General features: G+C 62.9%; 19 protein-coding genes. 15 read left to right on the top strand and 4 right to left on the bottom strand.

All coding sequences use genetic code 11. The features are described 5' to 3' along the window. Positions 1-159 precede the first annotated feature (159 nt). The 4 genes from X726_RS165195 (at position 160) to X726_RS165210 (ending at position 7,348) form a co-directional block, all read left to right on the top strand. A complete protein-coding gene (locus X726_RS165195; protein ID WP_023667704.1) occupies positions 160-2,943 on the top strand; it encodes a valine--tRNA ligase in 2,784 nt (927 codons plus the stop codon). A gap of 356 nt (positions 2,944-3,299) precedes the next feature. Beyond that, positions 3,300-4,520: an OmpP1/FadL family transporter gene (locus tag X726_RS165200; protein WP_023667703.1), complete on the top strand. Its 1,221-nt coding sequence runs from the start codon at positions 3,300-3,302 to the stop codon at positions 4,518-4,520. Positions 4,521-4,812: 292 nt separating this feature from the next. Next, positions 4,813-6,537 (top strand): dihydroxy-acid dehydratase, encoded by a 1,725-nt coding sequence (gene ilvD, locus X726_RS165205; RefSeq protein WP_023667702.1) that lies wholly within the window; start codon positions 4,813-4,815, stop codon positions 6,535-6,537. Then, a complete protein-coding gene (locus tag X726_RS165210) occupies positions 6,524-7,348 on the top strand; it encodes a tetratricopeptide repeat protein (RefSeq protein WP_023667701.1) in 825 nt (274 codons plus the stop codon). Before ilvD ends, X726_RS165210 begins: the two co-directional genes overlap by 14 nt. 267 nt (positions 7,349-7,615) lie before the next feature. Here the strand turns inward: X726_RS165210 and X726_RS165220 are convergent, their stop codons facing one another. The 4 genes from X726_RS165220 to erpA form a co-directional block, all read right to left on the bottom strand. Then, entirely contained in the window at positions 7,616-7,870 is a 255-nt protein-coding gene (locus X726_RS165220; RefSeq protein WP_245260192.1) for a hypothetical protein, read from the bottom strand. A 116-nt stretch (positions 7,871-7,986) separates the two neighbouring features. Then, complete coding sequence (xth, locus tag X726_RS165225; RefSeq protein WP_023667698.1) at positions 7,987-8,781, bottom strand: exodeoxyribonuclease III; 795 nt, start codon at positions 8,779-8,781, stop codon at positions 7,987-7,989. A gap of 8 nt (positions 8,782-8,789) precedes the next feature. Beyond that, positions 8,790-9,182, bottom strand: a complete 393-nt coding sequence (locus tag X726_RS165230) for a VOC family protein (protein ID WP_023667697.1) — start codon at positions 9,180-9,182, stop codon at positions 8,790-8,792. 4 nt (positions 9,183-9,186) lie between these two features. Further along, the gene (gene erpA, locus X726_RS165235) at positions 9,187-9,534 is read right to left on the bottom strand and encodes an iron-sulfur cluster insertion protein ErpA (RefSeq protein ID WP_031196640.1); all 348 of its coding nucleotides are present in this window, start codon (positions 9,532-9,534) and stop codon (positions 9,187-9,189) included. A gap of 76 nt (positions 9,535-9,610) precedes the next feature. On the opposite strand from erpA, the gene X726_RS165240 reads away from it, so the two are divergent. From X726_RS165240 to surE, 11 genes are all read left to right on the top strand, one after another. Beyond that, the gene (locus X726_RS165240) at positions 9,611-10,825 is read left to right on the top strand and encodes a deoxyguanosinetriphosphate triphosphohydrolase (protein ID WP_023667695.1); all 1,215 of its coding nucleotides are present in this window, start codon (positions 9,611-9,613) and stop codon (positions 10,823-10,825) included. 62 nt (positions 10,826-10,887) lie between these two features. Further along, entirely contained in the window at positions 10,888-12,651 is a 1,764-nt protein-coding gene (argS, locus tag X726_RS165245) for an arginine--tRNA ligase (protein ID WP_023667694.1), read from the top strand. 103 nt (positions 12,652-12,754) lie between these two features. Next, a complete protein-coding gene (locus X726_RS165250) occupies positions 12,755-16,210 on the top strand; it encodes an SPOR domain-containing protein (RefSeq protein WP_023667693.1) in 3,456 nt (1,151 codons plus the stop codon). A 133-nt stretch (positions 16,211-16,343) separates the two neighbouring features. Then, positions 16,344-17,363, top strand: a complete 1,020-nt coding sequence (nagZ, locus tag X726_RS165255; RefSeq protein WP_023667692.1) for a beta-N-acetylhexosaminidase — start codon at positions 16,344-16,346, stop codon at positions 17,361-17,363. A gap of 174 nt (positions 17,364-17,537) precedes the next feature. Then, positions 17,538-18,338, top strand: a complete 801-nt coding sequence (locus X726_RS165260; protein WP_023667690.1) for a ScpA family protein — start codon at positions 17,538-17,540, stop codon at positions 18,336-18,338. Continuing rightward, entirely contained in the window at positions 18,335-19,102 is a 768-nt protein-coding gene (scpB, locus tag X726_RS165265; protein ID WP_023667689.1) for an SMC-Scp complex subunit ScpB, read from the top strand. The genes X726_RS165260 and scpB overlap by 4 nt, the downstream gene beginning before the upstream one ends. A 180-nt stretch (positions 19,103-19,282) precedes the next feature. Beyond that, entirely contained in the window at positions 19,283-19,504 is a 222-nt protein-coding gene (locus X726_RS165270) for a twin-arginine translocase TatA/TatE family subunit (protein WP_023667688.1), read from the top strand. Between the two features lie 86 nt (positions 19,505-19,590). Continuing rightward, positions 19,591-20,331 carry a Sec-independent protein translocase protein TatB gene (tatB, locus tag X726_RS165275; protein WP_023667687.1) on the top strand — a complete coding sequence of 247 codons (741 nt, stop codon included), beginning with the start codon at positions 19,591-19,593 and terminating at the stop codon, positions 20,329-20,331. Then, on the top strand, positions 20,328-21,203 hold the full coding sequence (tatC, locus tag X726_RS165280; RefSeq protein WP_023667686.1) for a twin-arginine translocase subunit TatC: 876 nt from the start codon (positions 20,328-20,330) through the stop codon (positions 21,201-21,203). Before tatB ends, tatC begins: the two co-directional genes overlap by 4 nt. 109 nt (positions 21,204-21,312) lie before the next feature. Beyond that, a complete protein-coding gene (gene serS / locus X726_RS165285) occupies positions 21,313-22,617 on the top strand; it encodes a serine--tRNA ligase (RefSeq protein WP_023667685.1) in 1,305 nt (434 codons plus the stop codon). After that, positions 22,617-23,378 (top strand): 5'/3'-nucleotidase SurE, encoded by a 762-nt coding sequence (surE, locus tag X726_RS165290; RefSeq protein WP_023667684.1) that lies wholly within the window; start codon positions 22,617-22,619, stop codon positions 23,376-23,378. Before serS ends, surE begins: the two co-directional genes overlap by 1 nt. Positions 23,379-23,398 lie beyond the last annotated feature (20 nt).

Raw genomic sequence — 23,398 nt, 5'->3', positions numbered from 1 at the left:
CGCTGACGATGAAGGTGCGGGCATGGCCTTCCCGTTGAAATGACCAGGGCCTCGCCTATTTGCGTTGAAGGACTGAGGCAGCCCTCGCGGTTGACTTGGCCAAAACCTTCCGATTTACACCGGGTCAGCAAAACTCCCGACCGCGCGGACCACTTTCCCATGCTTGAAAAGACCTACGACGCCAAGACCGTCGAACCCAAGATCGCCAAAATCTGGGAAGAGGCGGACGCATTTCGCGCCGGCGCAGGTGCGGAAGAGGGGGCCGAGGCCTTTACCATTGTCATCCCGCCGCCCAACGTCACCGGCTCGCTGCATATGGGCCACGCACTCAACAACACGCTGCAGGACATACTCGTGCGCTTTGAGCGCATGCGCGGCAAGAACGTGCTGTGGCAGCCGGGCATGGACCATGCCGGCATCGCCACGCAGATGGTGGTCGAGCGCCAGCTGATGGAGAAACAGATCCATCGCCGCGATCTCACCCGCGAGGAGTTCATCGAGAAGGTCTGGGAGTGGAAGGCCGAGTCCGGCGGCGCCATCTTCAACCAGCTGAAGCGGCTCGGCGCCTCGGCCGACTGGTCGCGTGAACGTTTTACCATGGATGAAGGCCTGTCCAAGGCCGTGCTCGAAGTATTCGTCAGCCTCTACAAGGAAGGGCTGATCTACAAGGACAAGCGCCTTGTGAACTGGGACCCGAAGCTGTTGACGGCGATCTCCGACCTGGAGGTCGAGCCCCAGGAGATCAACGGCAATCTCTGGCACTTCCGCTATCCAATCGAAGGCGAGATTTTCGATCCGGAAAATTCGGCGACCTTCATTACCGTGGCCACGACACGGCCCGAGACGATGCTTGGCGATACGGCGGTCGCCGTGCACCCGGACGACGAGCGCTACCGGCATCTGGTCGGGAAAAATGTCGTGCTGCCGATCGTCGGCCGGAAAATCCCGGTTGTGGCTGACGAGTATTCCGACCCGGAAAAGGGTTCCGGCGCGGTCAAGATCACGCCGGCGCACGACTTCAACGATTTCGAGGTCGGCAAGCGCCACAAGCTGCCGGCGATCAACATCCTGACCATCGAGGCGGCAATAACGCTCAGGGATAATGAGGATTTTCTCGCCGGGCTCGACGTGACGCCGGAGCGTCAGGCCATCTGGGACGAGCTCGACGGTCTCGACCGTTTCGTCGCGCGCAAGAAAATCGTCGAGCTGATGGAGACCGGCGGCTTCCTCGACAAGATCGAGCCGCATCGCCACGCCGTGCCGCATGGCGACCGCGGCGGCGTGCCGATCGAGCCGTTTCTGACCGAGCAGTGGTATGCAAACGCCGCGGAACTCGCCAAGCCGGCGATCGCATCGGTGCGTGAAGGCCGTACCAACTTCGTGCCGAAGAACTGGGAGAAGACCTATTTCGACTGGATGGAGAACATCCAGCCTTGGTGTATTTCACGCCAGCTGTGGTGGGGTCATCAGATCCCGGCCTGGTACGGGCCGGACGGCCGCGTCTTCGTCGAGAAGACCGAGGAAGAGGCGCTGGGCGCCGCGATTGAATATTATCTGGCGCTGGAAGGCCCGTGGAAGGCCTGGGTCGAGGACAAGCTCGAGACCTTCAAGCCGGGCGAAATCCTGAGCCGCGACGAGGATGTGCTCGACACCTGGTTCTCGTCCGCACTGTGGCCGTTCTCGACACTGGGCTGGCCGGATCACACGCCGGAGCTGAAGACCTATTACCAGACCGACGTGCTGGTGACCGGTTTCGACATCATCTTCTTCTGGGTCGCCCGGATGATGATGATGGGCCTGCATTTCATGCACGAGGAGCCGTTCCACACCGTCTATGTGCATGCGCTGGTGCGCGACAAGAACGGGCAGAAGATGTCGAAGTCGAAAGGCAACGTCATCGATCCGCTCGACCTCATCGACGAGTTTGGCGCCGATGCACTGCGCTTCACGCTGACGGTGATGGCGGCGCAGGGGCGCGACGTGAAACTCGATCCGGCGCGCATCGCCGGCTACCGCAATTTCGGCACCAAGCTGTGGAACGCGACACGCTTTGCCGAGATGAACGAGGTCGCGCGCAACGATGATTTCTGGCTGAACGACGCCAGGCTGCCGGTCAACCGCTGGATCCTGACCGAGCTGACCAGGGCGTCGCACGCGATCACCGAGGGCATCACCTCTTACCGCTTCAACGAAGCGGCGGGCGCTGCCTACCGTTTCGTCTGGAACCTCTTCTGCGACTGGTATCTGGAACTCTTGAAGCCGGTGTTCATGGGCTCCGACGAAGCGGCCAAGGCCGAAAGCCGCGCCTGCGTCGCTTTCGTGCTCGACGAGATCTACAAGCTGCTGCACCCGATGATGCCGTTCATGACCGAGGAATTGTGGGCGCAGACGGCAGGCGAGGGCAGGACGCGTGGTACGCTGCTTTGCCACGCCGCCTGGCCATCACCCGATTTCGAGGACGCAGACGCCGCCGCCGACATCAATTGGCTGGTCGATCTGGTCTCCGGCATCCGCTCGGTGCGCTCGGAAATGAACGTGCCGCCGGCGGCGATCGCGCCGCTGGTGGTGGTCGGCGCCAGCGCCGAGACCCACCAGAGGCTGGAACGCCATTCTTCCGCCATCCAGCGGCTGGCGCGGGCCGGCGACATCTCGCTGCAGGACGCCGCACCCAAGGGCTCGGCCCAGATCGTGCTCAACGAGGCGACGATCTGCCTGCCGCTCGGCAGCCTGATCGATCTCTCCGCCGAGGCGGCGCGGCTGCAGAAGGAACTGGCCAAGGTGACCGAGGAGATCGCGCGGTTGCACAAGAAGCTGTCCAACGAGAGATTCGTCGCCAGCGCGCCGGAAGAGATCGTCGCAGCCGAGCGCGAAAAACTCGCGGAATACCGTGATCAGCAGGAGAAGCTTTCGGTGGCGCTGACCAGGGTGCGCGACGCCGGTTGAGCGCCGGATTCGCGAGACGCTTGCAGCGCTTCGCGAAGGTTCTTTGCTCGAAAAATAGGCGTTCCGTTGCGTTAATATTGACGTAAACGGAAAGTTTCGACCCCATTGTTGCCATAATGTAACAATGGGGCCGAATGCCGGCAAAATAGCCGGCTTTGGTGCCGTTTTGAGCGGTTTTTTCTGAGTTGTTCCCCAGTCTGCCGCCCAAATGGTCATTTTCGAACCTACCGGCCAAGCCGCCACTGTGTTCGAAATGCGGTCCGCAAGAGTGTACATGTACGCTATGTGAATTCATTGTTGCACCGTTAACCCGAATTGGTTCTAGCTTGATGCACTGTATTTCGGGGAGGACATCCATGAACAATTTGCGTTTGAAAACACTGCTGGGGGCGGGGTGTTTTTCGCTGGCTTTGATTGGTTCCGCGATGCATCCGGCGCGTGCCGGCGGTCTGGAGCGTGGTGGCTACGACATCGACCTGCTTTTCGACCCAGCGCCGTTTGCGACGGAAGCTGAAGCGACCTATGTCATGCCGGATCGCAAGTTCAAGAATGCGGCCGGTCCGAACGGCGCCAACCTAGGTCTTGGCACGACGGCCGACGGAGCCGAGGGTTACTGGATACCGCACATAGGAATGAAGGTTCAGGTTGTGCAGGGCGTCGACTGCATGGTCGACTATTCGCAGCCTTGGGGTGCGCATACAGCACCTGGTATATGGAACGGTGCGCTTTCCAACACGGAAACCGATATCAAGAGCAACAACTACGCCGGTACATGCTCATATAAATTTGATGCTGGTAAGGGCCAGCTTCGTTTTATCGGCGGGTTGTTTTACCAGGACATAGGGGGCTTCAAAGAAAGCTTGGTAAGCGTTTTCCCGGTATTGACAGGTCGTGTCGATCTGGAGGCTAACGGCTGGGGCTGGCGCGCCGGCGTTGCCTACGAAATCCCCGACATCGCGTTGCGCGCGAGCCTCGTCTACAATTCGAAAGTCAAGCTCGACAATCTCTCAGGTGAACTCGATCTCACCAGTGTCGGCCAAGGCGTTATCCCGATCTACGGCTCAACGCAGTACATGCCTGATACCGTGGAGTTGAAATTGCAGTCGGGTATCGCTCCAGGATGGCTAGCCTTCGGTTCGATCAAATGGGTGAACTGGAGTGTGCTGCAGAGCGTTCCGATCTGCCCGACGATTGCTCCATCGTCACTTTGCTACACCAATGGTCCGGGAGAGGTCACCTCGCTTGACCTGATGTATCGCGACGGCTGGACCGTTTCAGGTGGAGTCGGCCACAAGTTCAACGATCAGTGGAGCGGTGCGGCCCAGATTTCCTGGGATCGCGGCACCTCGCATGGCTATGGTTCGCAGTCCGATACCTGGACGCTGGGTGGCGGCGTCGCTTATACGCCACAGCCCAACATCGAGGTTCGGTTGGGCGGTGCAATCGGCGTGCTGACCAGCGGTCACTCCGGCATAATGATTGGCGAGAACGGCAAAGTCGTTGGTGCAGACGCAACCTACGACTTTGGCAACGATCTGATCACGGCCATTTCGGGCGGTGTTAAAATTAGGTTCTAAGCTTCTGAAAATACAGGTAAAAGGCCGGGCGTTGCCCGGCCTTTTACGTTTTTCGGACAGAGTTGGCCCTGCGCTGGCGGGCGCGCCAGCGTTGCAGATACGCCGCACTGGCGTCGCCTCTCGCGATTGTGACGTTTTGGCAACAGTTTCTGAACAACCCCCGCGCTACAACTCCGCCAGACCAAATTGCCCATTTCCCGCCATAAACCCGGCGCACCTCGAATTTGTCTCGGGACACGCGCCAGAAGGCTCGGCGATGGGGCAGGCCGCACCGCCCGCGGCAAGGAAGAGTATGGACGCCAGAGTCATTTCCAAGGCCAAGCTGCCGAGCCGCCATGTGACCGTCGGTCCGGCGCGTGCGCCGCACCGTTCGTATCTCTATGCCATGGGCCTGTCTGCCGCCGAGATCGCACAGCCGCTGGTCGGCGTCGCCTCCTGCTGGAACGAAGCGGCGCCTTGCAACATCTCGCTGATGCGCCAGGCGCAAGTGGTCAAGAAGGGCGTCGCCGCAGCCAACGGCACGCCGCGCGAATTCTGCACCATCACCGTCACCGACGGCATCGCCATGGGGCACCAGGGCATGAAGTCGTCGCTGGTGTCGCGCGATGTCATTGCCGATTCGGTCGAACTCACCATGCGGGGCCATTGCTACGATGCGCTGGTCGGCCTTGCCGGCTGCGACAAGTCGCTGCCCGGCATGATGATGGCCATGGTGCGGCTCAACGTGCCGTCGATCTTCATCTATGGCGGCTCGATCCTGCCGGGCTCCTATCGCGGCCGCCAGATCACTGTGCAGGACGTGTTCGAAGCAGTCGGCCAGCATTCGGTCGGCACGGTCAGCGATGCCGAACTGCTCGAGATCGAGCAGGCGGCGTGTCCGTCCGCCGGCTCCTGCGGGGCCCAGTTCACAGCCAACACCATGGCCACCGTCGCCGAGGCGATTGGCCTCGCGCTGCCCTATTCCTGCGGCGCGCCGGCGCCTTACGAGATGCGCGACCGCTTCAATTTCGCCTCCGGCGAAAAGATCATGGAGCTGATCGCCAAGAACATCCGGCCGCGCGACATCGTCACGCTGAAGGCGCTGGAGAATGCGGCGACCGTGGTCTCGGCCACCGGCGGCTCGACCAATGCGGCTTTGCACCTGCCGGCGATCGCGCATGAGGCAGGCATCAAGTTCGACCTGTTCGACGTTGCCGCGATTTTCGAGAAGACGCCCTACATCGCCGACCTCAAGCCGGGCGGCAAATATGTCGCCAAGGACATGTTCGAGGCCGGCGGCATTCCGCTGTTGATGAAGACGCTGCTCGACCACGGCTATCTCCATGGCGACTGCATGACCGTGACTGGCCGTACTTTGGCCGAAAACATGGAGCATGTTGCCTGGAATGATAGCCAGGATGTGGTCCGTCCCGCCAACCGACCAATCACCCAAACCGGCGGTGTCGTGGGGTTGAAGGGCAACCTTGCCCCCGAAGGCGCGATCGTGAAGGTCGCGGGCATGACGGAGCTGAAATTCTCAGGTCCGGCACGGTGTTTCGATTCGGAAGAGGAATGTTTCGAGGCGGTCACGCACCGCAACTACCGGGAAGGCGAGGTTCTCGTCATCCGTTACGAAGGTCCGCGCGGCGGCCCGGGCATGCGCGAGATGCTGTCGACGACGGCGGCGCTCTACGGCCAGGGCATGGGCGGCAAGGTCGCTCTCATCACCGACGGTCGTTTCTCGGGCGCAACGCGCGGTTTCTGCATCGGCCATGTCGGGCCCGAAGCTGCCGTGGGCGGCCCGATCGGGCTCTTGAAAGACGGCGATGTGATTTCGATCGATGCAACCAAAGGCACGATCGAGGTCGACCTGTCCGAGGCCGAACTGGCAACGCGGGCGAAGGCCTGGAAGGCGCGCACGACCGACTATCAGTCGGGCGCGATCTGGAAATACGCACAGACGGTAGGGCCTGCCCGCGACGGCGCGGTCACCCATCCGGGCGGTGCCAAAGAAACACATTGCTATGCGGATATCTGAGTTGTTGAGGTCGTCTGTCCTTCCGGCACTGGTCGCTGTTGCGATCTTTGGCGCCGTGGGCCAGGCCATGGCCTTCGACGACAAGGTGTTCGACGACAAGACCGGCGTGAAGCCGCAATCGAGCCCATGGGCCGTGTTCCAGTTCGGCTTCTCCGCTTACAAGAGCGGCCACAAGGAACAGGCGGTCGAGGCCTATAAATACGCCGCCGAGAACGGCCAGATCGGCGCCACCTGGAAGCTCGCGCGCATGTACGCCGAAGGCGACGGCGTGACGCGCGACGACTATGCGGCCTTCAAATTCTTCTCCGAGATCGTCGATCAGGATGTCGAGCCGGGATCGCCGGAGGAAAGCTATGTCTCCGACGCGCTGGTGGCGCTGGGCGACTATCTCCGGACAGGCATCCCCGGCAGCCCGGTCGAGGAAAACGAGGTCGCGGCGCAGGAATATTACATGCGCGCGGCCGCCAATTACCGCAACCCGAACGCTCAGTTCGAGATGGGCCAGATGTTTTTGAAGGGCGAGGGCGGCGTCAAGGCCAGCGTCAAGCAGGCCGGCCGCTGGTTCCAGCTCGCCGCCGAAAAAGGCCATGCCGGCGCCCAGGCGACGCTCGGCAATCTTCTGTTCCAGAGCGGCAAGATCGTGCGCGGGCTGGCCATGATGACCGCCGCGCTCGAACGCGCCTCGCCGAGCGACCAGCCGTGGATCCGCGGCATGCAGGAAGAGGCATTTGCCGCCGCCGGCGAAGCCGACCGTCGCACTGCCATTTCGCTTGCCGACGACATCCTGACCAAGGGCGGCGGCGACCAGTGAAATTGCCAATCTCCCCCCTTGAGGGGGAGATGCCCGGCAGGGCAGAGGGGTCGGTTCGACTAGGCGCGGCCTTCTCTCTTGCGACAGTGGAGGNGATGCCCGGCAGGGCAGAGGGGGGCGCTGTCCCGCTGGCATTTCAGTTGACTAAAGTTTGCCCGGGTTGGACTGAGAGGGTGAGCTTGTTTGACCGAAAGGTCGCGTTTCTTCGCGCCCCCCTCTGGCTTGCCGGCCATCTCCCCCTCAAGGGGGGAGATTAGCTCACATCCATCAGTTCTCGGTGAGTTCCGCCGGCGCCGCTCTGTGTACCGGCATCGAGATCGGCGTGACGTGCAGATGCGGCTTCATCGTGCTGTCGGGGCAGCTGTCGCCGATCTTGGTCCATGAGGTGTTGTTGAGCACCAGGTCGCAGCGGGCCATATGGCTCTTGTCTGAAACCGTCAGGCAGGTGACCTGGCCGACCTGGTAGGACTTGCCATTGGCCAGGCACTGCTGGTCGGCAAGTGCCGCTGCAGGGGAGGCCATGGCAAATGCCAGGCCGATTGGACAAAGGAGGAATCGTAGTGCCATGGAACCCCAGCCGCCATGCTGATCTCTGACTGAATGGCGCGATTGTGGCGACATCAGGGTTTCGGCTGATATCAAGCCGGCAGCAGCGCCAGATCGATCGCCACCGGCACGTGGTCGGAAGGCTTTTCCCAGGCGCGCACATGCTTTTCGATCGAGGCCGAGGAAAAGCGGTTGGCCGCTTCGGGTGACAACAGCAGATGGTCGATGCGGATGCCGTTGTTCTTCTGCCAGGCGCCGGCCTGGTAATCCCAGAAGGTGTAGACGTCGGCGGCATCGGTGACGGCGCGCACCGCCTCGGTAAAGCCGAGATTCTTCAGTCGCCGGAAGGCCTGCCGGGTCTGCGGCTGGAACAGCGCATCGCCAAGCCAGTTCTCGGGGAAGCGCGCATCGACCGGCTCGGGGATGACATTGTAGTCGCCGGCCAGCACCAGCGCCTCCTCCAGAAGCAGCCGCTGCTCGGCCCAGCGATGCAGCCGCTCCATCCAGGCCAGCTTGTAAGGAAATTTCTTCTCGTCATCGATGGGATTGCCGTTGGGCAGATAGAGCGAGGCGACGCGCAGCGCGCCCTGGTCGGTCGAGAACACGCCCTCGATGAAGCGCGCTTGCTCGTCGGCGTCATCACCGGGCAGGCCTCTGATAACCTCGTCGAACGGAAGTTTCGACAGTAGGGCGACGCCGTTAAAGCCCTTCTGGCCATGGGTTTCCACGTTGTAGCCAAGCGCCTCGATCTCGGCGCGCGGGAACTGCTCGTCGACCGACTTGATCTCCTGCAGGCAGACGATGTCGGGCTGGCTTTCGCTCAGCCAGTGGGTGAGGTTGCCGATGCGGGCGCGAATGCCGTTTATGTTCCAGGTAACGATTTTCATGGGCGGCCTCAGGGATGTTCGGGCGAAAGACGTTCGACAAGCCCGATCGTATTGCCTGCCGGGTCCTTTAGAAAGGCCATCCACTCGCTTTCCCCCGCCGTTCCGAACGTGCCTTCGGTGTCGTTGTGGACGAGCGCCGGCGGTGCGGTGAAGGGAACGCCGGACGCTTTCGCCTCGGCGTGGAAGGCTTCGAGCCCGGCTATATCGAGATAGACGGTGCCGGCCGGAACGCCATCGGTGAACAGCAACCTGATATCACCGGCCATGATGAAGGCGATGCCCGGCGGATCGTAGCGGGCGTGAACGTTGAGGCCGAGCACATCGCGCCAGAAGGCCAGCGTGACGTCGAGGTCGCGCCCGGCCGACAGTGCTACCTGACGGACCGGGCCGACGCCGGACATCTGCCTAGATGGAGAAACTGGTGCCGCAGCCGCAGGAGGCGACTGCATTGGGGTTGCGGATCTGGAACGATTGGCCCATCAGATCGTCGACGAAGTCGATCACCGAGCCGCCCATATAGACCAGCGACAAATCGTCGATCAGCACGGTGGCGCCGTCCTTTTCGATGGCGACGTCGTCGTCATTGCGCGTATCGACCAGGTCGAACTTGTAGGAAAAGCCGGAGCAGCCGCCGCCCTCTACGGAGACGCGCAGCGCCGTCTTGCCGGCCTCGCCAGAGACGATTTTCGCAATCCGCCTGGCGGCGGCGCCGGTCATCTCGACTTTCATGGCAGTCTTGGCATCAGCGCCCATGGGCGTCACCTTGCTTTCGGTTTCACATGATAGGTATGAAGCGGGAAGGGGCAAGTCAACTGCGGCGGCATCAGCCATGACAAATGAGCTTGGCGACATTGGGTTCGGCTATCGGCCGCGCGCGGCCTATGCCAGCGACCCAGCCAGGTCGCGCGGGCGGCTCTATGACGAGGTCGAGAGCCCGACTCGCACGCCATTCCAGCGCGACCGCGACCGTATCATTCATTCGACTGCCTTCCGCCGCCTGAAGCACAAGACGCAGGTGTTCGTCGCCCATGAAGGCGACCACTATCGCACCCGGCTGACGCATTCGATCGAGGTGGCGCAGATTGCGCGGGCTCTGGCGCGAGCGCTGCGCGGCGACGAGGATCTGGCCGAGGCGGTCGCCTTGGTGCACGATTTCGGTCACACGCCGTTCGGCCATACCGGCGAGGACGCGCTGAACGAGCGGATGGCCCAATGGGGCGGCTTCGACCACAATGCGCAGTCGCTGCGCGTGGTGACGCGGCTGGAGCGGCGTTATGCCGAGTTCGACGGGCTGAACCTGACCTGGGAAACGCTGGAAGGCCTGGTGAAGCACAATGGCCCGCTGACCGACGCCAAGGGAAAAGGGCTCAAAGGCCCGGTGCCGCAGGCGATCCGCGACTATTCCGAGCTGCACGACCTCGAACTCGACCATTTCGCCGGCATCGAGGCGCAATGTGCTGCGATCGCCGACGATATCGCCTACAACACCCATGACATCGACGACGGCCTGCGCTCCGGCTTCCTGACCTTGGACATGCTGGAAACGGTGGCGCTGCCGGGATCGATCCTGGCAAGCGTGCGCGCGCGCTATCCGGGCCTGGACGATGTGCGCACCGGCCATGAGCTGATGCGCCGGCAGATCACGATGATGGTCGAGGATGTCATTGTTTCCACCACCGCCAATCTTGAGCGCATCAAGCCTGACAGCGCCGAAGCGGTGCGGGCGGCGGGCGAAACGATGGTGACCTTTTCCGCTGACGTGGCGGCGACCGAGAAGGAATTGAAGACCTTTCTCTACAAGCACCTCTACCGGCATGACGAGGTGATGCGCGTTCGCACCCAGGCCGAGCAGATCGTGCGCGACCTGTTCGATGTCTATTTCGCCGATCCGCGCGCCATGCCGGACGGCTGGCGGGAGGGGCTCGACCGGGCGGAGGACCGCATCAGGGCGCGCAGCGTCGCCGATTTCCTGGCGGGGATGACGGATACCTACGCCTTGAAGGAACACCGCCGTCTGTTTGACCATACGCCCGATTTAAGCTAGGGCGGGCGCGATTTGCCGGCCAATGAGCCGGTTCCCCTGCACAGTCCGCCAGAGCAAGACCCATGAACATCTTCGCCGATTTCAGCGCGCGAATCACAAAAGCCGTCGAAGCGCTTGATTTGAAAGACAGTAATGGAGTTTCGCCCGACCTGTCGCGCATCGCCGTCGAGCCGCCGCGCGACGCCAGCCATGGCGATCTCGCCACCAATGCGGCGATGGTACTGGCCAAGCCGACAGGGCACAACCCGCGGGCGCTGGCCGAGCGGCTGGTGGAAGTGCTGCGCAGCGACGCCGATGTTGCCGAAGCCGACGTCGCCGGTCCCGGCTTCGTCAATCTCCGGCTCAAGGACGCTTTCTGGCAGGCACATCTGACCGCGGTGCTCGGCGAGGGGCAAAACTACGGCCGCTCGACCATTGGTGGCGGCAAGAAGACCAATGTCGAATATGTCTCGGCCAATCCGACCGGGCCGATGCATGTCGGCCATTGCCGGGGCGCGGTTGTCGGCGACACGCTCGCCAATCTGATGGCCTTCGCCGGCTATGACGTCACCAAGGAATACATCATCAACGACGCCGGCGCGCAGATCGACGTGCTCGGGCGTTCGGCCTTCCTGCGCTACCGCGAAGCGCTGGGCGACGACATTGGCGAGATACCGGCCGGCCTCTATCCCGGCGATTACCTTGTGCCGGTCGGTCAGGCGCTGGCTGCCGAATTTGGCCGCAAGCTCTTGCAGATGCCCGACGATGAGTCGCTGGCAATCGTCAAGGACCGCACGATCGACGCCATGATGGTGATGATCCGCGAGGATCTGGCGTTGCTCAATGTGCATCACGACGTTTTCTTCTCCGAGCGCACTCTGCATGCCGACAATGCCAAAAAAATCCGCTCGGCGATCAACGATCTGACGCTGAAAGGCCATATCTACAAGGGCAAGCTACCGCCGCCCAAGGGCGAGAAGCCGGACGACTGGGAAGACCGCGAGCAGACGCTGTTTCGCTCGACGGCGGTCGGCGACGACATGGACCGGGCGCTGGTCAAGTCCGACGGCTCGTTCACCTATTTCGCCGCCGACGTCGCCTATCTCAAGGACAAGGTCGACCGCGGTTTCGTCGGCCTGATCTATGTGCTGGGCGCCGACCATGGCGGCTACGTCAAGCGGCTGGAAGCGCTGGCGCGGGCGATTGCAGGCGATGATCTGAAGCTGCAACTCACGGTGCTGCTGTGCAATCTGGTGAAGCTGTTTCGCGATGGCGAACCGATTCGGATGTCGAAGCGGTCGGGCGACTTCGTGACCTTGCGCGAAGCGGTGGAGGAGGTGGGCCGCGATGCGATCCGCTTCATGATGCTCTACCGCAAGAGCGACGCGCCGCTCGACTTCGATTTCGCCAAGGTCACCGAACAGTCCAAGGACAATCCCGTGTTCTACGTGCAGTACGCTTCGGCGCGCTGTCATTCGGTGTTCCGGCAGGCGAGCGAGCAACTGGGCGAGGCCAATTTCGACCGCAACAGCCTGGCCGCGGCCTCGGCGTCGCTCACCGATGAGGGCGAGATCGGCCTGATCCGGAAGCTGGCTGAATATCCCCGGCTGGTCGAATCTGCGGCCCTTGCGCTGGAGCCGCACCGGCTGGCATTCTACCTCTACGATCTGGCTTCCAGCTTCCATGGACACTGGAATCGGGGCACCGAGAATGCCGACTTACGTTTTGTTAAGGTTAACGACCGACAATTGACTCATGCCAGACTAGGGCTGGTGCAGGCTGTTTCGGATGTTTTGACCTCCGGCCTGACGCTGATTGGGGCTGATGCGCCCACTGAGATGCGTTAGGTTTAACCAAAACACCTGTCACCATTTGCCCACATTGCGCTGGTAAGGGCCAACCCTACGCGACGTCCATGGCGTCCGAATGAGTGCGAGTTCGGGAACAATAATGGCAGACAGAACCCAGCTGAGAGTAGCCGACAACAACGACATCGCCGAAGATGATCCGTTCGCTGAACTGACCAGGATCATGGGTTTCGATCCGCGCCAGCCGGTCAAGCCGCAGGCGCCAGCCGTCGAGACGGCTGCGGACGAGGGCGATTTCGACATCGACCTCGAGAAGGAGTTGATGGGCGAATTCGGCGATGAAGTCGGTTCCATGGAGGCCAGCCAGCCAGCTCCCGAGGTTCACCAGCCTGCCGCTGAGCCCTACGAACCTGCTGCCGAGATTCGCGAGCCGGCTTTCGAAACCACCGATGCCGCGATGGACGATGCGCTGGCTGCTTCGCTGGAATATGATTTCGTCTTCGACGATGCCGCCGATCTGGATTTCGGCGCTGCCCCGCAGGCTGCGGCTGCTCGCGTTGAACCCTCGGTTGCCGAACCTTGGTTTGCCGAGCCCGCATTCGACGAAGCTGCATTCGATGACGATTTCGACAATGCCGTGGCCAGTTCACTGGAAAACGTATCGCCGCTCGAAGACGACCTGCCGATGGATGACGAGCTTGCCGCTTCGCTCGAGCAGGGGTTGCTGCTCGATGACGATGCGACCGTCGCCCATGCCGCAGATGTCGCGCAGGTTGCTGCTGCGCCTGCCGACGATCTCGCGTTCGACGATGATTTCGACAATGCCGTCTCGATGTCGCTGGAAGACGAGCTGACGCTGGACGGTCCTGCGCCGGCGCAGGACCAGTATGCCGCGCCAGTAGCCGAGGCGCCGATCCATACCTTCGACGCCGTCGGCTCCGCCGACCACGCTGTTGCCGACGAGGATTTTGCGGGTCATTTCGATGACGCGATGGCCGATGTCGACATGGACTTTGCGGCCCAGGATTTTGCAGCCCAGGATTTTGCAGCCCAGGATTTTGCGGCCGAGCATTTCGAGCCTCAGGCTTTCGAGGCTCAGCCTGTTGAGGCCGAGGATCCGGAAGAGCGCGATCTGGATGTCAGCGATCTGCAGGCCAGCGCGCCGGTTGAGATGGATGCGCCGGAAGTGGACGAGACGCCGGCCTGGACCGTGGAGGCCAGCCCCTCTCATGAGACTGCGCACGAAGCATTCGACGATTTCGATCTGAGCATCGATGATGCGCTTGCCGATCACGAGCCGGTGGCCGAGACCGCACCCGCTCCGGTTCAGCCAACTTCGGTCGCACCAACCTATGTGGCGCCTACCAATATGGCGACCCCGGCCGCTCCGGTCGCTGACGAACGGACGTTGGAAGATGAACTCAACGCGCTGCTTGGCGCCATGACCACACCACGCCCGGCGCCAGTCGCCCCGATTCCGGTGGTCACCGAGCCCACCAGGGCTGCCGCCATCGAGCCCACCAGGACTTATGAGCCGGTTGCCCCGGTGCAGCGGTCCGTCGCGACGCCGGTCGCTCCGGTCGATAATCTCGACTGGGACCTGGACGAACACGCGCCGGCTCCTCAGGAGGCCCAGGCGGACGATGCCGATTTCGACGATCTGCTTGCCGGCGAACTTGAAGGCCATGTGCCCGAGATCGAGTTCGATGATCACGCCTTCGACGCGGCGCTGGCCAAGGGCATCGATCTCGGTCATGACGATACGGCAGCACCGGTCGCTGGCGATTGGCGCTCGTCGCCGCCGGAGCCGGCGCGTTCGTGGAGCCGCGTGACTCCCACCCCGGCCCAGCCTTCCTTTGCAGCGCAGCCGCAACCTTCTTTTGCAGCGCAGCCGCAAGCTTCTTTTGCAGAAAAGCCGTCCATGCCGCCGGCGGCAGCGCCAAGCTATCGCGACCAGCCGGTTGCCGCTGCTGCCTATGTGGCGCCGACGCCATCGCGCCAGGCGCCGCCTCAGGCCTATGACGAGATGCCGGATGTCGAGACGGTCGATGTGCCGGAGCGTGTGGTGGCGATTGCCGACGACCTCGACATTCCAGAACTCAGCTTCGAGCAAGACGAGCCGGCCGCCTATGACGACATCGACGCCGAATTCGCCGGCATGCTCAACGACATGAACGCGGTGGAAGTGGCGCCGCCCACTGCCGCACGCAGTGCCGGCTATGATGACGATTCCTACAGTTCCAGCTTCAGTTCGGGCCACGAGCTCGACCAGCGCGCCTATGCGGCGCGGCCAGCCGAAGTGCTTGCAGCCACGCAAGCTCACCACGCCGATGCCGCCGGCGGCTTCGACATGGACGATCTGCCCGGCAGCCAGCCGGTTTCGCAGGCCGACGATTTCGCGGTCGACGAACTCGACTACGATCCGGATCTGGACGAGGCAATGGCGGTGCCGGGCCTCGCCGAGCAGGAAGCCGCACGGCCGCGCAGGAGCGGCCTGCTGGTCGCGGGGGTCGTTGCTGCGGTTGCGATTGCCGGCGGCCTTGGCGCCTTCGCCTTGTCGTTCGGCGGCAAGGGCGGCAGCGATGCGCCGGTCATTGTCAAAGCCGACAACAGGCCGATCAAGGTCAAGCCCGAAAATCCGGGCGGCGCCGTGGTGCCGAACCAGGACAACAAGGTTTATGATGCGGTCGCCAAGGGCACCAAGCCGGCCGAGCCGGTTCAGGAGAAGCTGGTCACCAACACCGAAGAGCCGGTCGATGTGAAGGCGCAGGAGCCTGAAAGCCGCGTCGTCGATCTGTCGCCCGACGATACTGCCCCAGGCCCCGACGCTGCCGGCAACCCCGAAGCTGCCGTCAACCCCGACGCTGCCGGCAACCCCGACGCGGCTGTCGCGCCGGCGCCAAAATCCGAGGACCGCATTGCGCAGGTGCTGCAGGAAGCCGAGAAGAACCCCGATACGGTCGCCGTTGCCCCGCGCAAGGTGCGGACCATGGTGGTCAAGCCCGACGGCTCGTTGGTGGCACGCGAGGACTCGACGCCGGCCGCGCCGCAGGTTGCGGCGACTGAGCCGCTTGACCCGGCGCCGCAGCACGTCGCCCCTTCGGCCGATGCCGAGCAGACCGGCACCGTGGCGCCTGCCGATCAGGCAAATAGCGACCAGGCAAGTGCCGAGACCGCCAAGCCGGTCAAGCCGGTGAAGCCGGCGGCTGCGCCGAAGGCTGAGACCCAGTCCGCCAACACGCCGCAGACGGTTGCCGTGGCGCCGCAGCGCCCGTCCGACCAGCCGGTCGACGTGGTCGGCGAGGTCAAGCCCGACCAGGTTGCCTCCATCCCGGCGACGGCTTCGACATCGGGCGGTTCGTGGTCGATGCAGATCGCTTCGCAGCCGACTGTCGAAAGCGCCCAGGCCAACTACGCCGACCTGCAGCGCCGCTATGGAAATGTGCTCGCTGGTCGCACCGCCAACATCGTCAAGGCGGAGATCGCCGGCAAGGGCACCTTCTACCGTGTCCGGGTGCCTGCGCAATCGCGCAACGATGCGATCAATCTGTGCACCAGCTACAAGGCTGCCGGCGGCAACTGCTTCGTGTCGCGGTAAGGCCGGATCCAATTATCAGAGCCGGTGCGTTCCCAAGGGTCGCGCCGGCTTTTTCATGTGGATGGGCGAGAGGTTGAGGCGCTTGCCGTCCGGGGAGATTCCCTTTGCCGGCGCGAAGCCCTAAACTGGTGGAATGACCGAATCAAAATCCATGATCCTCGGCTGTGCCGGGAAATCGCTGACCCGCGAAGAAATCCGTTTCTATCGCAATGAATGCCCGTGGGGCTTCATCCTGTTTGCGCGCAATATCGGCGAAACCGAGCAGATCCGCGATCTGGTCGCCGAAATGCGCGACTGTATCGGGCGGTCCGATGCGCTGGTGTTCATCGACCAGGAAGGTGGCCGGGTGCAGCGCCTGCGGCCGCCGCTGGCGCCGAACTATCCCGCCGGCGGCGCGCTCGGCGCATTGTGGCGCAAGGACCATGATGCCGGCACCCGCGCTGCCTGGCTGATGGCGCGGCTGCACGCGTTCGACCTGTTGCGCTACGGTATCTCGGCCGATTGCCTGCCGGTGCTGGACGTGCCGATCGAGGGCGCCAGCGACGTCATCGGCGCGCGCGCCTATGGCAAGGAGCCGCGCCCGGTCATCGAACTCGGCCGCGCGGCAGCGGAAGGGCTGATGTCGGGAGGCGTGCTGCCGGTCATGAAGCACATCCCGGGCCATGGACGCGCCTTTGCCGACACGCATTTCGAACTGCCTGTGGTCGATGCCTCCCTGAGCGACCTGCAGCGGCATGATTTCGCCCCTTTCCGCGAGCTTAGCCATCTGCCGATGGCGATGACGGCGCATGTCGTCTACAGCGCCATCGATCCGAACAACCCAGCGACCACCTCAGGCAAGGTCATCGACGAGATCATCCGCCGCGAGATCGGCTTCGACGGGCTGTTGATGAGCGATGACACCTCGATGAAGGCACTTTCTGGGGATTTCCCGACAAAGGCGGCCTCGATCCTTGCGGCGGGCTGCGATCTGGTCCTTCACTGCAATGGCGTTTTCGAGGAGATGGCGGGCATCGCATCGCGAACCACGGGACTTGAAGGGACGTCGCTGGAGCGCGCCAAGCGGGCGCTGACCTATATAAGGGATCGCGACCGGGCCGACGAAACCGAGATACGCGCCGAGTTTGCCACCTATTTCGATGCGGTAGCCTAGAGACGGATGATTTCAGGTCTGTTCGACCTGAAATCTGAATCCGTCTCTAAATTAGACGGAGAGAGCATGATGTCGTCCGAAAACCGCTTCACACTTTTCGGCATCATGCTCTAACCAGAGGTAAAGGAACAAGTGGCGGAGACATTGGACAGCAAGGCTGCGAAGGCCGCACCGATGGACCGTCTGTGGGCCGAGAACGACGATTCACGGGTCACCGGCGACCCGTCGCTTGTCGTCGACGTCGCCGGGTTCGAAGGTCCGCTCGACCTCTTGCTGCATCTCGCCCGCAACCAAAAGGTCGATCTGTCGCGGATTTCCATCTTGGCGCTGGTCGAGCAATATCTGACCTTCGTCGAGACGGCGAGGGCGCTGAGGCTTGAGCTTGCCGCCGACTACCTGGTGATGGCGGCGTGGCTGGCCTTCCTCAAGTCGAAGCTCCTCATCCCCAAGCAGCCCGGCGAGGAAGGCGAAAGCGGCGAGGAACTGGCCGCGGTGCTGCAGTTCCGGCTGAAGCGTCTGGAGGCCATGCGCGACGCCTCGGCAAGGCTGGTCAACCGCAACCGGCTCGGCCGCGACGTGTTTGCACGCGGCATGCCTGAAATGGTCATCGTCGAGAAGCGTAACGCCTATTCGGCCTCGCTCTACGATTTGCTCACCGCCTATGCGCAGCAGCGCCAGAAGCAGGCGATCACCAATGTGACAATTGCCCGGCGTGGCGTGTGGTCGCTCAAGGATGCGCGCGATATCCTGACCCGGCTGATCGGCTCGCTGCGCGACTGGACGGCGCTGGACAGCTATCTGATCAATTACCTGACCAGCCCGGACGAACGGCGTACCGCGATCGCCAGCTCGTTCGCGGCGTCGCTGGAACTGGTGCGCGAAGGCAGCATCGAAATGCGGCAGGACCAGGTGTTCGCGCCGCTCTATCTGCGCGGCCGCGCGCAGCCAATCAAGGCAGTCGAGGTGGCATCATGAGCGAACGCGCCAACGCTTCGGTCATTCCGTTCAAGGTTGAAGAAGAGACCGAGGAGGGCATTATCGCCCAGGACCCGACTGATACCCTGCTTCTGAATCCTGGCGAACGGCTGCACATGGCCGAAGCCATACGCATGGCCGAGGCGATCGTGTTCGCCAGCGCCGAGCCGGTCAGCGAAAAGCAGCTCGCAGCCAGATTGCCCGACGGCATCAGCATTGCCGCTGCCATGGCTGAGCTGCAGCAGATCTATGCGCGGCGCGGCGTCAATCTGGTCCGGGTCGGCGATGCCTGGGCTTTCCGTACCGCCGGCGATCTCGCCTTCCTGATGAGCCGCGACACGGTGCAGCAGCGCAAGCTGTCGCGCGCGGCGCTCGAAGTGCTGGCGATCATCGCCTACCACCAGCCGGTGACGCGCGCCGAGATCGAGGACATCAGAGGCGTCGAGACCTCGAAGGGCACGCTGGATACGCTGCTCGAAACGGAATGGGTGCGCATGCGCGGCCGCCGCCGCACGCCCGGCCGTCCCGTCACCTACGGCACGACAGACACTTTCCTCGACCATTTCGCACTGGAGGAGATCCGCGATCTTCCCGGCATGGACGAACTGAAGGGGGCAGGGCTGCTCTCCGGCCGCATGCCGTCGAATTTCGCCATCCCGTTGCCGCCGGCCGATCCGGACGCGCTGACCGAAGACGAGGATGCGTTGACCGACATCGATCTCGAGGAACTCGGCCTGCTGACGCCGCGCGTCACGGAAGATTGACCGCAAGCCGCTGTCAAAAAGCTGCATTGCTGCGGTAGATGCGCCGATTGGTAGCGGGCGGCTTTGCCGAAAATGCGTGACATAAGCCGCGCCTTCATAAACTTTGTCGCTGTTGTGTTTGAATCCCAACGCGAAAACGCATAGATCATCGCCAGGGAAAACATTCGAGAGAGAGTTACAATGGGTTCATTTTCGATTTGGCACTGGATGATCGTGCTGGTGATCGTGCTGCTGGTGTTCGGCCGCGGCAAGATTCCCGAGCTGATGGGCGACATGGCCAAGGGCATCAAGAGTTTCAAGAAGGGCATGGCCGACGACGACACCGCCGATGACAAGCGCACCGTCGAGCACCGCCCCGACGAGACCGTTTCGGCAGTGAAGGAAAAGGCCAGCAAGAGCTGAGCCGAAGGTTGTTGCTTTTGTGCAAGTCGTTGTCCCAAAACCGCTTCGCACTTTTGGGCGACAAGCACTAGTCGGAACTGATTGCCATGTTTGAAGTCGGCTGGACCGAAATGCTGGTGATCGCGATCGTCATGATCGTGGTCGTCGGACCCAAGGATTTGCCCAATATGCTGCGCACCTTCGGCCGCACGACGGCGAAGCTGCGTGCCATGGCCTCCGACTTCCAGAAGCAGTTCAACGAGGCGTTGAAGGAAGCCGAGCTCGACGACGTCAAGAAGTCTGTCGATACGCTGCGCGGCCTCAATCCGGCGGCCGAAATCCGCAAGCAGCTCAATCCGTTCGAACAGGCGGCAGCCGAGGTTCGCTCCGGCGTCGATGCGGTTATGAAGCCGAAGCCCGCCGTCGACCCCTCAACGCCGGCGGCAGAAACACCACAGGCGGCCGAGCCGCTCAAGAACGGCGCAACGGTGATGCCGGGTGTCAACGGACCGGAAACAGCGCCGGCGGCGCCGATCCTTCCGGCGATGACCGACGAGGCGGTGGTGACACCGGCTGCAGCAACGGCAGCGCCACGAAACGCGCGCGCCAAGGGGGCTGCGATATCAAAGGCCCCGGCAACCAAAACAGCGGCAGCCAAGGCAGCACCGGCAAAGCCGGCGCCTGCGGCGAAGGTTGCGGCCAAGCCGTCAGCGGCGCCCGCCAAGGCTGCACCTGGAAAAGCCGCCACCAAGCCCGCTGCTGCACCGAAGGCAGTCGCAAAGGCTGAGCCGAAGCCTGCGCCGGCCACGAAGCCCGCGTCCAAGAAGACGGCGGGGGCCGCCAAGTGAGCATTACGGACAGCGAAAAGGACGAGATCGAGAAGTCGTCGGCTCCGCTGATGGAGCATCTGATCGAACTGCGCCGGCGGCTGATCTGGTCGATAGGCGGTTTCTTCGTCGCCTTCCTCGTCTGCTTCTTCTTTGCCAAGAAGCTGTTCAATCTTTTGGTCGTTCCGTTCAAGTGGGCCACGCAGTGGGCCGGGCTCGATCCGCACAAGGTCGAGCTGATCTATACGGCGCCGCAGGAATTCTTCTTCACCCAGGTCAAGCTCGCCATGTTCGGCGGCATGGTCATCGCCTTTCCGCTGATCGCCACGCAGATCTACAAATTCATCGCGCCAGGCCTCTACAAGAACGAACGCAACGCGTTCCTGCCGTTCCTTATCGCATCGCCGATCCTGTTCCTGATGGGAGCGTCGCTGGTCTATTTCTTCTTCACGCCGATGGTGATGTGGTTCTTCCTCGCCATGCAGCAGGCCGGCACCGACGACCAGGTGCAGATTTCGCTGCTGCCGAAAGTGTCGGAATATCTCAGCCTGATCATGACGCTGATCTTCTCCTTCGGCCTGGTGTTCCAGCTGCCGGTGGTGACCAGCCTGATGACGCGCGTCGGCATGCTGTCGTCGAAGGCGCTGGCCGAGAAGCGCAAATGGGCGATCGTCATCGCCTTCGTCGTCGCGGCGGTGCTGACGCCGCCTGATCCGATGAGCCAGATCGGTTTGGCCATCCCGACCATCCTGCTCTACGAGGTGTCGATCTGGGCGGCCCGGCTGATCGAGCGCGATCAGGTCAAGCAGAAGCTGGCGCGCGAGAAGCAGGAAGCCGCCGAAGCCGTGGCCGAAAAGGCGGCGGACGCGTCCTCAAAGCAGGCTCGTTCATAGGCTGTCGCGTTCGGGTATCCGCGTTAGCGGAAAAACGCGACAGCCGCCATCTTGCATCGATGAAGGATGCGGTTTACGCCCTCAGGCCTTAGCTCGAGGACGACCAACTATGCTTGATATCAAATGGATTCGCGACAACCCGAAGGCCCTTGTCGAGGCGCTGGCCAAGCGCTCGTGGTCGGCTGACGAGGCGCAGTCCACGGTCGATGAGCTGATCAAGAAGGACGAAGCGCGGCGCGAGCACGTCACCGAGCTGCAGACCAAGCAGGAACGCCGCAACGCCGCCTCGAAGGAGATCGGCAACGCCATGCGTTCGGGCGACACGGCACTTGCCGAAAAGCTCAAGGCCGAAGTCGGCGATATCAAGACCTTCATCCAGAATGGCGAGGCGCGCGAGCGCGAGCTCGACAAGACGCTGAACGATGCGCTGGCGGTGCTGCCGAATGTGCCGCTCGACGACGTGCCGGTCGGCAAGGACGAGCACGACAATGTCGTCAAGCATATCGTCGGCGAGGTGCCGACCCGGCCGAACTGGGTGAAGGAGCATTTCGAGATCGGCGAAGCGCTCGGCATGATGGATTTCGAGCGGGCGGCAAAGCTGTCGGGATCACGCTTCACCGTGCTGAAGAGCGGGCTGGCGCGGATGGAGCGCGCCATCGGCCAGTTCATGCTCGATCTGCACACGACCGAGCATGGCTATGAAGAAGTCATCCCGCCACTGATGGTGCGCGACGAAGTGCTTTTCGGGACCAACCAGCTGCCGAAATTCGAGGACGACCTGTTCTTCGTGCAGCATGGCGATGGCCGGCTCGGGTTGATTCCAACCGCCGAGGTCCCGCTCACCAACCTGGTGCGCGAAGAAATCACGGCCCATGAAAAGCTGCCGCTGCGCTATACGGCGCTGACGCCGTGCTTCCGCTCGGAAGCGGGCTCCGCCGGCCGCGACACGCGCGGCATGTTGCGCCAGCACCAGTTCTACAAGGTCGAGCTGGTCTCGGTCACCGACCAGGAGTCTTCGCTCGCCGAGCACGAGCGGATGACGCAGTGCGCGGAAGAGGTGCTGAAGCGACTGGAGCTGCCGTTCCGCACCATGGTCCTGTGCACGGGCGACATGGGGTTTGGCGCGCGCAAGACCTACGACATCGAGGTCTGGCTGCCCGGCCAGAACGCCTATCGCGAAATCTCGTCCTGCTCGGTCTGCGGCGACTTCCAGGCCAGGCGCATGGATGCCCGCTACAAGGACCGGGATGGCAAGGGCAACCGCTTTGTGCACACGCTGAACGGTTCGGGCACCGCTGTCGGCCGTGCGCTGATTGCCGTCATCGAAAACTACCAGAATGAGGATGGCAGCGTAACCATTCCTGAAGTGCTGCGGCCTTATATGGGCGGTCTGGCGAAGATCGAATCGAAGTAATGCGCATCCTTCTGACCAATGATGACGGCATCCATGCCGAGGGCCTGGCGTCGCTCGAACGCATCGCCCGCACGCTGTCGGACGATGTCTGGGTCGTGGCGCCGGAGCAGGACCAGTCCGGCTACGCGCACTCGCTGTCGATCTCGGAGCCGCTCCGGCTGCGCAAGATCGGCGAGAAACACTACGCCGTGCGCGGCACGCCGACCGACTGCGTCATCATGGGCGTCAAGAAGATCCTGCCTGGCGCGCCGGACCTGATCCTGTCCGGTGTCAATTCCGGCGCCAACATCGCCGACGACGTCACCTATTCCGGCACCGTCGCCGGCGCCATGGAAGGCGCGCTGCTCGGCATCCGCTCGATCGCACTCAGCCAGGGTTATTCCTATGTCGGCGAGGACCGCGTCGTTCCCTATGAGACCACCGAGGTGCTGGCGCCGGCGCTGCTGAAAAAGCTCGTCGCCATGCCGCTGCCGGACGGCGTGCTGCTCAACGTCAACTTTCCCAACTGCCTGCCTGACGAGGTCGCCGGCACCGTCGTGACGTCGCAAGGCAAGCTGGTGCACAGCCTGTGGGTCGACGAGCGCCGCGACGGGCGCGGCCTGCCTTATTACTGGCTGCGCTTCGGCCGCGAGCCGGTCGAGGGCAAGCAGGGCACCGATCTCCATGCTCTGCGCAACCGGCTCGTGTCTGTGACGCCGCTGCAGCTTGACCTCACCGCGCATGAAATCCGTGACCAACTGACCAAGGCGCTGGCTGAATAAGGTGTTCGCATGAAGAAGGT

Origin of the sequence: Mesorhizobium sp. LSJC285A00 (assembly GCF_000503155.1) — a bacterium.
Taxonomy (GTDB): domain Bacteria; phylum Pseudomonadota; class Alphaproteobacteria; order Rhizobiales; family Rhizobiaceae; genus Mesorhizobium.
Note: the sequence above shows the minus strand (reverse complement) of the source record. Positions and strands in the feature narration are given on the sequence as shown.